The organism is Streptomyces sp. NBC_00250 (assembly GCF_036192275.1).
In the GTDB taxonomy this organism is placed as follows: domain Bacteria; phylum Actinomycetota; class Actinomycetes; order Streptomycetales; family Streptomycetaceae; genus Streptomyces.
The window spans coordinates 965947-977967 of record NZ_CP108088.1 but is presented as its reverse complement, the minus strand read 5'-3'; the positions used below and the strand labels follow the sequence as shown (position 1 = coordinate 977967).

Sequence of the window (12021 nt, the reverse complement as noted above, 5' to 3'; positions counted from 1 at the left end):
CCGCCGGTGCCCACAGCTCTCTTCGCCTGGCGCCGCACCCCGCCCCCGTTCCTCATCGGCGGCGCCGAGGTCACCCAGCAGCTCCTCGCCGAAGAGCTCGCCGCCGCCGGCTGGCACGTCACCTACCTCGGCTCGCACGAGGCACCTTGGAACGGAGAGGACCAGCTCTCCGCGATGCGCACCCACCTGACCACCCAGCGCGTTCCGTACGAGGAGAGCGGTGAATCCCTGCGCTACCGCTGGCAGGGGCTGGACTGCTTCTCCCTTCCGCAGGAGCGGCTGGAGCCGGAACTGAGCTGGCTGCTGGGGTGGTTACGCCCCGACGTCGTCTTCACGTCCCAGGAGGGCTCGGCCGAGCTGGCCGCACTGGCCCGGCCGCACACGCTGGTGGCCGGCCTGCTGCACTCCGTCTCCGCCAACGGCCTGGGCGTGCTCGCCGGCCGCCCCCACTACGGGCTGGCAGTGTCGGAGTTCGTCCGGACCTGCGCGCGTCACACGGCCGACACCCGTGTCGCCGTGATGTACCCGCCGTTCCTACGGCCCGGACCGGCCGTGGACGTAGCCCGCACAGCGGCCGTCCTCATGGTCAACCCAATTCCGGCCAAGGGCGCCGGTCTCCTGCATCAGCTCATTCGCCTCATGCCGGAACAGCTCTTCACCCTCGTCGAGGGCTGGTGGGACACCGCCGCCGACTTCGCCGCGTACCCGAACGTCACCTACATGCCCCGCGTGTACGACATGACGCCCGTGTACCGCAGCCATCGACTGCTGCTGGTGCCCTCCACCGTGGAAGACGCCTTCCCGCGCGTGATCGTCGAGGCAGCCCTCCACGGCGTACCGAGCATCGGCACCGACCGGGGCGGCATCCCTGAAGCCATCGGCGACACCGGGATCGTCCTGCCCGTCACCGCCGGCCCCGAGGTATGGGCTCGGGCAATCCGCGCCCTCAACCACGAAACTCTGGGTCGGCGAGCCAGGCGCCGGGCGGTGCGGTTCACCCGGCCATGCCTGCCCGAGCTTCGGGAACTGGGGATCTAGTACTCCAGCCGTAGATCGTGATCTTCATGGCTGGGCGGCTGCTTGCCGTTGGTAGTGGCAGTCGCGGGCGCGGGCCTGGTGTAGGCGTCGCCAGTGTGACCAGCGGAGTCGGTGCGCGAGGTCGTGGGCCCGGCTGGCCAGGGTGGTGAACAGGCGTTGGATCTCGGTGCAGGTCGGTATGGACCGAGGCCAGCCTGTGGCGTCGGCTGCACAGGGCGGTGCTGGACGAACTCGGGAACGAACGGCTCGTTGGATCTCGAAGGATGTGAGGGCCGTCGGGAGCGGCCCGGAACTGAACTGGTGCAGCACACGTCTCCCGCACCATGATCTCAAGTGAGCGCCAAGAGCACGCGATCTCCACCAAGCTGGTCTCGCCGTCCGCAGTGAGTGCGGAACCGTCGAAGACCAACGACTACAACAGCTTCGCCGAGGCGTACGCGGCCGCAAACGAAACCAACCTGGTCAATGCCTACTACGAGCGGCCCGCGATGCTGGCCCTCGCTGGAGACGTGGCCGGCCGACGGATTCTCGACGTCGGCTGCGGCTCGGGGGCCCTGTTTGCCGCGCTGCGCGACCGTGGCGCCGTTGTGAGTGGCTTCGACACGAGTGCCGGGATGCTGGAGCTGGCTCGGCGGCGGCTCGGCGACGGTGCGGACCTGCAGGTGGCGGACCTGGGCAGCCCGCTTCCTTACGCTGATGACACATTCGACGATGTAACGGCGTCCCTGGTGCTGCACTATCTGGAGGACTGGGGGCCGGCGCTGGCCGAGCTGCGACGCGTACTCAGGCCCGGCGGTCGGCTGATCGCATCTGTCGACCATCCCTTTGCCATCAACCTCATACACCGCGAGGCCGGTCGCGAGGCCGAGCACAACTACTTCGACACCACCAAATGGACCGTGGAGTGGACCATTGGCGGCCATACCGCCCTGGTGAGCAGGTGGAACAGGCCGCTGCACGCGATGATCGAGGCTTTCATCGGGGCCGGTTTCCGGATTACGGTCATCAGCGAGCCGGAGCCTGATCCCGCCGCCCGCGAGATGTTCCCCGAGGCCATCGCGGCCAAGCCGCGCTTCCTGTGCTTCCTGTTCTTCGTCCTGCAGGCCGACTAGTACTCCAGCCGTAGGTCGTGATCTTGCTGGTCGGGGCCGGTGCGGAGACGGCTGCGGCCACCGTTGATCATCGTGAGTTGTGTCGACCAACGAAGATCAGGCGGTGGCCGCAGGTCACAGCGTAGTGCCTGCCCGGTGGCGGTCGATGTTCGACCAGCTGACGGGCCGTATCGCGGGACGGTTCGCGCGGGTCGAACCACGCCGCCACGCAACGGCGTTGGTGCTGGGCCTGCTGGCGGACCTGCCAAGGAAGAACTGCTGGACGCTGGCCGAGCACGCGGGCGACTCCACCCCGGACGGCATGCAGCACCTGCTGCACCGCGCGAAGTGGGACGCCGACGCGGTCCGCGACGACCTACGCGCCTACGTGGTCGAGCACCTGGCCGATGACGAAGCCGTGCTGGTGGTCGACGAGACCGGCGACCTGAAGAAGGGCACCGCCACGGTCGGCGTCCAGCGCCAGTACACCGGCACGGCGGGCCGGATCGAGAACTCCCAGGTCGCCGTCTACCTCGTCTACTCCGCCGCCTGCGGGCATGCCGCGATCGACCGGGCCCTGTACGTCCCGCGCTCGTGGACCGACGACCTCGACCGCTGCCGGACCGCCGGCATCCCCGAAGACCTCACCTTCACGACCAAGCCGGTACTGGCGGCTCGGATGATCACCCGGGCCCTGGATGCGGGAACGCCCGCCCGCTGGGTCGCCGGCGACGAGGTCTACGGCGACAACCCGCACCTGCGGGCCGCGCTGGAAGACCGCCGGACCGGCTACGTCCTGGCAGTCTCCAGCACCCACCAAGTCACCACGGTGGCAGGGAAGTTCCCGGCCAAGGCCATCGTGGCGAAGATCCCGAAACGGGCCTGGCAGCGGCGCTCGGCCGGAGCGGGCGCCAAGGGCGAGCGGTACTACGGCTGGGCCCAGGCCGACATCCACGGCCCCGCCGACCGGCCCGGGCACTGGTGGCTGCTGGTCCGCCGCAACCGGAGAAGCGGCGAACTCGCCTTCTATCGCTGTTTCTCACCCCACTCCGTCCCATTGTCCGACCTGGTGCGGGTGGCCGGACGGCGCTGGACGGTGGAGGAGACCTTCCAGGCTGGCAAGGGCCTGGCGGGGCTGGACGAGCACCAGGTCTGCCGCTGGACCTCCTGGCACCGCTGGGTCACCCTCGCGATGCTCGCCCACGCCTTCCTCGCCGTCACCGCAGCCGCCGAACGCCGCGACCACCCCGCCCCCGACGACCTGATCCCCTTGACCTGCAACGAGATCCAACGTCTGTTCACCACCCTGACCAGCCGGGCCCACGACCTCGCGCACCGACTCCGCTGGTCACACTGGCGACGCCGACACCAGGCCCGCGCCCGCGACTGCCACTACCGACGGCAAGCAGCCGCCCAGCCATGAAGATCACGATCTACGGCTGGAGTACTAGGAAGCCCCGACGAACGCGCGCTCCACCTCGTCGAGCCGCTCCGTCCACCAGTGAAGGAGCGCCTCGTCGGCGATGAACAACTCGTCGCAGGAGTGGTCCTGCCGGTCGTAGTGGAATTCGAGCTGCCAGAAGTCCGTCATCCGCTTCCACCACAGCCGGCGGGCGGCATCGAGCAGCTCGGCCGGCTCCAGCGGGACCACCGACCGATAGCCGCTTACGAAGGCCACCACCCGCTCCAGGTCGAAGACGCCCTCCACCCCGAACTGCACCTGCGCCGTACGGACGACTTCCTCCGCGTACGGGCGGACGCCCAGCCGGTCCCAGTCGAGCACCGCGGCCAGCTCGCCACCGGACCACAGGAGGTTCCGGTACTGGAAATCGCCATGCGTCCAGCCGTGCGGCCCCGCAGGGACGTTACCCTCGGGGCGCAGAGGCGCGTACTTGGTGAGCAGCACCCGACGCGTCGCGAGGGCATCGAGCGCGACCATGTCGAAGGATTCGCCCGCACCGCGGTTCCGCGCAGCGGAAGCGAGTCGGTCGGCCTTCTCTGCAGCCTCTTCGAGCGTGACGACCTCGGCGGTCACGGTGTCTGGGACAGCGGGCAGGACTTCCGTGCCGGCGGCGGCCCCGAGCGCCAGGTGGAGCTTGGCCAGCTCTGCGCCAAGCCGCCTCACCTGAGCACGGGGGAGGCCCACGCCACGAACGTGCGCTCCCGGAGCCCAGGGGAACAAGCAGTACCCGCTTCCGCCCACCTCGACGACGACGCTGCCCGAGGGGGTCTCCAAAGGGGCAACCACGGGAACGCCGGCCTCAGCAAGGGTGGGCAGTACAGCAAGGTTGCGTCGCAACCGGTCGAGCGGCACGTCCGTGACCCGCTTGAGCGCGAAGGCTCCCGCGAGGGTGTCCAGCCGCCAGTTCACGTTCATCAGGCCCTCGGCCAGATGGCGCCACTCCGTGACCTCACCGAGGCCGAAGTCCTTGATCAGTTCGGCAAGATCGTCGGTGGAGACCCGGAGCCTGCTCTCCACATGTGCGTCGGTCACCCGGGCGACGATACGTGAGCCGAGCGCTCGGGCGCACAAGGATCACCGGCATGGAGCCAGGGCTGCGCAGCCTTGCCGAACTTAGCCCGCGGTACGTGCCCCAGCCGGGGTTTGGGGCAGCTTGGCCTGTCCCATGGCCCGATCGATTCTGATCTCGATCACGACACGTTCGGGATCGAAGGTCGGAGTGCGTCCATATCGGTCCGCGTAGCGCGTAACGGCATCGCCCACGACGTCCGGGTGGATGCGGATCTCGGCAACCCCCTCCAGCGTCGCCCAGCGACCCCCATCGACTTGACACACGGCCACCCGAGCTTCGCCGGTGGGTGAGGAGAGCACGTTCGCGACCTTCTTGCTTGATTTGCGGGTGATAACCCGCGCCACCCCAAGCTCGGCATCCAAGGTCACTCCGACGGGAACCACGTGCGGTCGCCCGTCGGTGCGGAGAGTGGTCAGTGTGCAGAGGTGGCGCTCGGCCCAGAACGCCAGGGAATCGGCGTCTATCGCCACGGTCTCGGTACGCATGGGAGGAAGCATAACGGGCTGAGCGGTCTGTTCTTGGTCGAGCGAGAGCGGTCGCAAGGGTGTCGAGCGGACTCACAGTCCAGCGTTATTTGTTCGATTTAAGGCATTTGCCCGATGCTTTGCCGGGGTCGAGGTATCGAATTCATAACGGGGACAACCGCCTGGTAGGTATGAATTTCGAGAGGTTCCGCGAGGGCGGAAGGCCCGGGGATTACCGGCCGAAAGAAATATTCGATCTTGCCCCGAGCGAAGATCGTCTGCTCCGATCGATGGCTCTCGGCCGCGACGCCCACCAGGGGTGGCTGCACTCTTCACGTAATGTCCGTGTGGCGTTTTCGATGCCCGCATCCAGACTGCGAATTTGCTCACGCGATCTTCGTCGGTGGTGCTGTGCTCGGGGGGCGGAGTGCGCCGGCGGCATCAACGCCAGGGCGTGGCTGTCGCCCAGCTCGGGGGTCACCAACCAGCCCGTCAGAAGGGGAAGACATGTTCTCGGGCAAGGGTGCGCGCACGGCGCCCGTACCTCACATCTCGCAGCGGGACGGCGGGGAACGCCGCCAATGGCGCCGTACCGCGTCTCGAACGGTGGAGTCGGACCTGCAGCGTCGGCTTCGGCGCGAACTGCAGGCGTTGGGGGTCCGTCCGCCGTTGGATGTCGAGGCCCTGTGCCTGGCGCTGGCCGAGAAGCGCCGCCGCCCCATCGTGCTCAAGCCCGCACGACTGGAGAAACCCGGCCCGTCCGGTCTTTGGGTTGACACGCCCGGCATGGACGTCATCCTCTACCAGCAGGAAACGACCAGATTCCACCAGGACCTGATCATCCTGCACGAGGTGGGGCACATCATCGTTGCTGATGATGAAGCCGCCGGCGTTGATGGCGCGCTTGAGGACCCGGATGACTATGTGGAGGGCTGGGCAACGCTGATTCCGGTGCTCGACCGGAAGTTGATCCAGCGGGTGTCCCGCCGTTGCTCGTACGACTCCGAGGAGGAGTGCTCCGTAGAGCTCGCCGCCACCATCATCATGGAATGGGCCTCGAAGCTGAGAGACGTTCCCCTCTCTGAGGACCCTGCGGTCAGCCGCATCGAGAAGGCCCTCGGTGACCGGACGGGTTGGTTGTAGGCATGACCGAGATCATTCTGTTCGGCCTTGTTGCCGCGGTGGCCTGGAAGCTCTACCAACTTTCCAAGGCCCCTGACGACTTGCCACTGCGGTCGGTGACGCTGTGCCTGGTGTGCGCAGCGCTCTCATACCCCGTCGCCATGCCCGGCGGCGCCTCTGGTGTGGACACGGTCGCGGGCCACGGAGCGGCGAAGCTCATTCAGAACTTGCTGCTGCTGGCGACCGTGTACCACCTGCTCTGCTTCTACCTTTACTCCGCCGAGGGCGGCGCTGGACGGCGGCGCGCGCGTCTTGAGGCGGTCCTCGCGTTTACGGTCGGCGTGGCCATCTCGGTCGCTGCCCTCACCGTGCCGTCCTCCGTATTCGAGGGTTCCTTCAGCACTGCGGATATGACCGTGCCGCAGATCGCCTTCTTCTATGGCGGCGCAGGCATCTACCTGATGTATGCCCTGACCGTCACAGCTCGCTGGACGTATCGGTTCGCGCGGTTGTCTCGGAGGCCACACGCCACAGGTCTGTGGATGGCCGCTCTCGGTCTGGCGACCATGGCCGGCGCCTGCGGTGTCCGGGCCGTCTTCGTCGCCGTCCGATGGAGCGGAGGGACGGTGACACACGCGTTGATGTCGACGGTGGCTCTGCTGCTCGTGGTGTCGATCCTGCTTTTCGTCGCGGGCATCACCTACCCGGGCGTCCGGACTCGTATCGCATCGATCCGGCTCTGGGCCCGGCACCGCCGTGACTACCGACGGCTGGAGCCGCTGTGGCAGCTACTGACCGAGGCGTACCCGTCGAACGTGCTCGGTGCCGCCTCGCCGGCCATGGGGGACCGGTGGCGGGCGCGCAGAGTTCATCGTCGCTATCACCGGCGAATCGTGGAGTGTCGGGATGGTCTCCTCGACATCAGCCCCTACCTTTCTGTCGGGGGCGATGAGAGCGATGGGGCCGCTCTGAGCCGGGACCCTGCTGAGCTGGCGGCTCGGCTCCGCCAGGCGGCGGCGCGGATCGGAGACGGTGCGACCGTTCCACGCCAGGCCGTGCCGCTGGCCATGGCCCTCGGAACCGACCGGGAGGCGGATGTTCAGCAGCTGGTCGCCGTATCCGACGCCCTGCGCCGTGCCGCGTGACCGAAGGAGACGAGACGAGATGCTGATCGTTGCGAAGCGGGTCCTCGTGGGATCCGGGCGTTACTTGGAAGACGGAGCCGTTCTCATCGAGGGCGACATCATCCGTGCGGTCGGGCCCGAGGAAACGGTCATCGCAGAGGCGAGGCCCGACATCGAACGCGTCGCCTTCGGCGGGACCCTGATGCCAGGGCTGATCGATGCCCACGTGCACCTTGCCTTCGACGGCGGGGCCGACCCCGCTGCCACGCTCGCCCAGTCGAGCGACGAGACCCTCCTGGCCGACATGCGGAGCCGGGCGGAGATGCTCCTCCGAAGCGGGGTGACAACAGCTCGTGACCTCGGAGATCGGAATGGCCTCGCGCTCCGGCTGGCCTCCGAGATCGAGGAGGGAACGACTGTCGGGCCTCGCATCGTCTCCGCCGGCACGCCGCTGACACCACCCGGCGGCCACTGTCACTTCCTGGGTGGAGAGGTCGCCGGCGAGGACGACATCCGCGCGCTGGTTCGGAAGAACGCATCCGCAGGAGCGGGCGTGATCAAGGCCATGGTTACGGGCGGGGGTCTGACCAAGGACGGCCCCAAGAGTTGGGAGTCGCAGTTCTCGCCCGCCGAACTCGCCGTTCTGGTGGAGGAAGCCCATGCGGCCGGCTTGCCCGTGGCGGCGCATGCCCACGGGACACCGGGTATCACGGCCGCTGTCGCGGCAGGTGTGGACACGATCGAGCACTGCACATGGATGACGGGCGACGGGCTCGACTTCCGGGACGACGTCGTCGCCCGGATCGTGGAGCAGGAGATCGCGGTCTGTCCCGCGGTCAGCCCGCACTGGCAGATGCTGCCCCGGTTCTTCGGTGAGGAGAAGGCCCGCGCGATGTTCGACCTCGTCCGCAGGATGGCGGACGCCGGGGTGACGCTTGTGGCCGGAACGGACGCAGGAGTGCAACGAGCATCGTTCGACGGCCTCGCGCAGGCGCTGTCGTTCTACGCCCACTTGGGACTGTCCAACGGCAGGATCCTCGACATGGCCACGTCGGTTGCTGCTGACGCGCTCGGCCTCGGCAGCACGACCGGAAGGATCGCGGTCGGCTACAAGGCCGACGTTGTGTTGGTCGACGGGGATCCGCTCGCGAACCTGAACGACCTCTCGACCATCAGGGCAGTGATGTCGGCCGGGCACGCGCTGGAAATTCGGTCGTAGCCGAACGGCGGTGGCGGGGGCCCGGCAAATGACGCCGGTCCCCGCTACTCCCGCTCGCTGGCCTTTTGCTGCATCTCGTCGACGAGTTCACTGACGAGCGCCAACAGGTTCGGCGGGAGGCCCTGTGCGCCGGCGCCGCGGGCACGCACCCGCCCCACCTTGCCTTCCCGGTGAGCGGCGAGGAGCTGGAGGCCCTCGTACACCTGCGCAGCCACCTCGTCGTCGGGCTGGAAGTACAGGGGGGTGACTCCCAGGAGGCCGGCGAGCCCCTCCAGGACGAGCGGCGTGGTCGTCTCCGATACCCCAGTCCGGAGATCACGGACTTCCTCGGCGCTGATGACGCTTCCGCCCGCGTGCGCATTGATCGACGCCGCGATCTCTGCGTCCCCAGGGGCCCCATCGGGGCCAGGGAAGGACTTCTCCAGAAGAAAGGTGATCTTCTCCGCTAGCGTCCGCGGCAGCCTCTCACTCTCCGTGGCATCGGTGGTCTTGCCATCCACCTGTTCGCCGCTGGCTTTCGCCATCGACCGATCCTGCGCTCGCTTCACCTCGTCCACGGTGACGTGATACGCCTCCGCCAAGTAGGGGAGGTACCTGTCCTTGAGGCGCCGCACCCCCTGCTCTGCACCTGCCACAGGGCCGTCGCTCTTGGTTCCGATGATCGCTGCCGTCTCGTACCGGTAGAGGCCGGCGTCGCACCGTAGGTCGGTGAGGTCGGGCAACCCGTCGCGAGGAAACAGGACATCAAGCGGCCGGTTGAGAACCTGGGCGAGGGCGGCCAGTTTCTCCAAATCCGGCACGGATGATCCGAGCTCCCACCCGGCCACTGTCGAATCTGCAGTCCCAAGGGCGTTTGCCACATCAGACTGCGAGATCTCGGCGGCTCTGCGCACCGAGCGCACGAGAGCCCTATCGAAGTGGCGAGCTGGCATCAGACCTCGTTTTTCGGGTGAACCGAAGAAGTTTCGGTCCGTTGACCTTTCATGTGAATCAAGATAGCTTCAGGCTACCGAAAAACGCCGGGATCCGCACCCCTGCCCTCGATGCATAGGTGCGCGCCTGTGCAGAAGCAGAGGAGGGAGGTGGCGATGCAACCGAACGGTCCGTGACGCGACGCGGAGACGAAAAAACCGGCGCCCGGGAGCTACCAACTCCCAAGCGCCGGGCCGGCACCCCGAGGGGTGCCCATACACATCACGCGGGCGGCGGGGCTTTTGCACGAGAACCACCGCACCGCGCTCCTACGAAAAAGGGAGTATCGCATGCTCGCCATGCCGAGCGGAACCTTGGCCTGCCCGGACACCGACCGTCAGCACCGCCTCGCGGCCCAGCTCTCCGACATGATCCCGGGCGCGGCCACCATTCGGGTCGGCCTCGACGACCCGAAGCAGGTGTGGCCCCACCTGCACGCCATCGTCAAGGACGAGGCCGGGAAGGCCGTGGCGTCGAGCCGCACGATCGTCCGGGTCGCGGCCCGCTGGATCCTGCGGGTCTGGCCGGAGGCGGACTGGAAGCAACCGCACACCTTTCACCTTGCCGACGCCACCCTCGCCTGCGGCGACCCGATCCCCGCCGGTCTGGACCGCTGACATGGCGCGGATACGAACCATCAAGCCGGAAGCATTCGTCTCCGAGTCGCTCGCCGAGGTGAGCGTCGAGGCCGAGCGGACCTTCTTCGGGCTCCTCACGCAATCCGACGACCACGGCCGCCACCGCGACAATGCCGCGATCATCGCCGGGCTCCTCTGGCCGCTCCGCGCCGAGCACACGTCGGTCCACGTCGAGGACGATCTCCACCAGCTCGCGACCGCCGGCCTGGTCTGCCGGTACACCGGCTGTGACGGCCGCCGCTACCTCCACATCGTGACCTGGTCCGAGCACCAGAAGATCGACAAGCCGAGCCAGTCGCGCCTGCCCTCTTGCCCGCAGCACCAGGCTGCCGCCCGGTGCGCTCCCTGCAAGGGCACCTGCACCAAGCGGGCCGAGGAGTCGGCCTCTGCTCTCCGCGGGCTCGCGGAGACTTCGCCGAACGCTCCCCGATCCCTCGATCCGGCCGCGCTATCCACCGCGACCGTTCGCGAGCACACGGACGAGACCTCCGCTGCCCGACAGGACACCTTCGACCACATCGCTGGCGCCCATCACCACGCGGGGGTGAAAAGCGCAGGTCAGGGCGCATCCGCCGACGATTCTCCGAACCTTCCCCGAAACCTCGGAGAGGGCTCGGCGCCTGGATCTAGGATCTTGGATCCTGGATCTCTTGTCCCTACGGGGCGCACGGCGCCCGCAGACGGCGTCTCGGCCAACCAGCTCGTCGGCGAGTACGTCGCCGCCTGCGACGAGCGCCCGCCCAATGACGTGATCGGGCACCTCGGCCGGATCGCCAAGAAGCTCCTGGGCGAGGGCATCGCCCCGGAGCACATCCGGGCCGGGCTGCAGAACTTCGCGGCCAACCCCAAGCACCCGAGCGTGCTGTTCAGCATGGTCAACGAGGCCATGAACGCACGCCCCGGCGGTTTGGCGCGGCCGGGATCGCGGCCTAACGTGCCCGCCCATCAGGCCTGGACGACCCCGGCCAACGCCGCTGTCGCCTACTCCGAGGAGCTGTGATGCGCACCCGTCACCGCGAACCACAGACCCTCGGCGAGGGCACCCTGGACCGGATGGCCCAGATCCTGGCTGCCCGCAACATCGACCCCACGACTGTCTCCGCACCGTGCGAGGAGCCCGAGCCCTTCTCCCCGCTGGACGCCCTGTCGGCCGGGATGCCCCCGCGCTACCGGGCTGCCGTCGCTGACCACCCCCAGGTCCTGACCTGGGTCCGGGCCGTCACCGAGGCCGCCGTCGCCCCCAATCAGGGAGCCAGGCGACAGGTCACCACCGGCCCCAGCCTGCTGATGGCCGGCGTCGTCGGCGCGGGCAAGACGCACCAGGCGTTCGGCGCGGTCCGGCGGTTGGTGCAGACCGGAGTCGGCGTGCGCTGGCGAGCGACGACCGCCGCCGACCTGTACGCCGATCTGCGGCCCCGGCCCGGAGTCGACAGCGAGCGAGAGCTGGCGGCCGTAAGCCGCTGCCCGCTGCTGATCATCGACGACCTCGGCGCGGCCAAGGCATCCGAGTGGGTCGAGGAAGTGACGTACCGGCTGATCAACCGCCGGTACAACTACGAGCTTCCGACCCTGATCACCACCAACATGGCGATCAGAGACCTCCGGGCCCACCTCGGCGACCGCGTCGCCTCTCGGCTCGCACAGATGACCACCCGGGTCGAGTTCGAGCAGGTCGACCGCAGACGCCGCGGTCTCGCGGCCTGACCCGCCCCAGGCCACCACGCCGGGCCGCGTCCTCTCCGCGCCGCCCCGAGCACTTCCCGACCCAGCGCACCTCTCCGCCGACGCCCCTGCGCGCGGAGAGCGATCGGAGCAACCC

Annotated in this window: 12 protein-coding genes and 1 pseudogene; 9 read left to right on the top strand and 4 right to left on the bottom strand. The window is 68.3% G+C overall.

Annotation, left to right across the window (positions count from 1 at the left end; all coding sequences use genetic code 11):
• Positions 1-6 precede the first annotated feature (6 nt).
• Positions 7-1038 (top strand): glycosyltransferase, encoded by a 1032-nt coding sequence (locus OG259_RS04230; protein ID WP_328940945.1) that lies wholly within the window; start codon positions 7-9, stop codon positions 1036-1038.
• Between the two features lie 24 nt (positions 1039-1062).
• Here OG259_RS04230 and OG259_RS04225 read toward each other — a convergent pair.
• Positions 1063-1212: pseudogene (locus tag OG259_RS04225) on the bottom strand (IS701 family transposase); the annotation flags it as partial.
• A gap of 149 nt (positions 1213-1361) precedes the next feature.
• On the opposite strand from OG259_RS04225, the gene OG259_RS04220 reads away from it, so the two are divergent.
• Both OG259_RS04220 and OG259_RS04215 read left to right on the top strand, forming a co-directional pair.
• Complete coding sequence (locus OG259_RS04220; RefSeq protein WP_141292848.1) at positions 1362-2150, top strand: class I SAM-dependent methyltransferase; 789 nt, start codon at positions 1362-1364, stop codon at positions 2148-2150.
• Between the two features lie 145 nt (positions 2151-2295).
• A complete protein-coding gene (locus OG259_RS04215) occupies positions 2296-3552 on the top strand; it encodes an IS701 family transposase (RefSeq protein ID WP_328940944.1) in 1257 nt (418 codons plus the stop codon).
• A gap of 24 nt (positions 3553-3576) precedes the next feature.
• Here the strand turns inward: OG259_RS04215 and OG259_RS04210 are convergent, their stop codons facing one another.
• Together OG259_RS04210 and OG259_RS04205 are read right to left on the bottom strand one after the other, a co-directional pair.
• Positions 3577-4623: a phosphotransferase gene (locus OG259_RS04210; RefSeq protein WP_328940943.1), complete on the bottom strand. Its 1047-nt coding sequence runs from the start codon at positions 4621-4623 to the stop codon at positions 3577-3579.
• A gap of 81 nt (positions 4624-4704) precedes the next feature.
• Positions 4705-5148: a PPOX class F420-dependent oxidoreductase gene (locus tag OG259_RS04205; protein ID WP_328940942.1), complete on the bottom strand. Its 444-nt coding sequence runs from the start codon at positions 5146-5148 to the stop codon at positions 4705-4707.
• Positions 5149-5634: 486 nt separating this feature from the next.
• Between OG259_RS04205 and OG259_RS04200 the strand changes: the two genes are divergently transcribed.
• From OG259_RS04200 to OG259_RS04190, 3 genes are read left to right on the top strand one after another with little or no spacing between them, the layout of a single operon-like run.
• Complete coding sequence (locus tag OG259_RS04200) at positions 5635-6270, top strand: hypothetical protein (RefSeq protein ID WP_328940941.1); 636 nt, start codon at positions 5635-5637, stop codon at positions 6268-6270.
• 2 nt (positions 6271-6272) lie between these two features.
• Positions 6273-7394 (top strand): MAB_1171c family putative transporter, encoded by a 1122-nt coding sequence (locus tag OG259_RS04195; protein ID WP_328940940.1) that lies wholly within the window; start codon positions 6273-6275, stop codon positions 7392-7394.
• Between the two features lie 19 nt (positions 7395-7413).
• The gene (locus tag OG259_RS04190; protein WP_328940939.1) at positions 7414-8592 is read left to right on the top strand and encodes an amidohydrolase family protein; all 1179 of its coding nucleotides are present in this window, start codon (positions 7414-7416) and stop codon (positions 8590-8592) included.
• A gap of 44 nt (positions 8593-8636) precedes the next feature.
• On the opposite strand, the gene OG259_RS04185 is transcribed toward OG259_RS04190, so the two are convergent.
• Positions 8637-9524: a helix-turn-helix transcriptional regulator gene (locus OG259_RS04185; protein ID WP_328940938.1), complete on the bottom strand. Its 888-nt coding sequence runs from the start codon at positions 9522-9524 to the stop codon at positions 8637-8639.
• A gap of 330 nt (positions 9525-9854) precedes the next feature.
• On the opposite strand from OG259_RS04185, the gene OG259_RS04180 reads away from it, so the two are divergent.
• From OG259_RS04180 to OG259_RS04170, 3 genes are read left to right on the top strand one after another with little or no spacing between them, the layout of a single operon-like run.
• Positions 9855-10181, top strand: coding sequence for a transcriptional regulator (locus OG259_RS04180; protein ID WP_328940937.1), 327 nt, complete (start codon positions 9855-9857; stop codon positions 10179-10181).
• A 1-nt stretch (position 10182) separates the two neighbouring features.
• Positions 10183-11202 (top strand): hypothetical protein, encoded by a 1020-nt coding sequence (locus OG259_RS04175; protein WP_328940936.1) that lies wholly within the window; start codon positions 10183-10185, stop codon positions 11200-11202.
• Positions 11202-11906: an ATP-binding protein gene (locus OG259_RS04170; RefSeq protein ID WP_328940935.1), complete on the top strand. Its 705-nt coding sequence runs from the start codon at positions 11202-11204 to the stop codon at positions 11904-11906. Before OG259_RS04175 ends, OG259_RS04170 begins: the two co-directional genes overlap by 1 nt.
• Positions 11907-12021 lie beyond the last annotated feature (115 nt).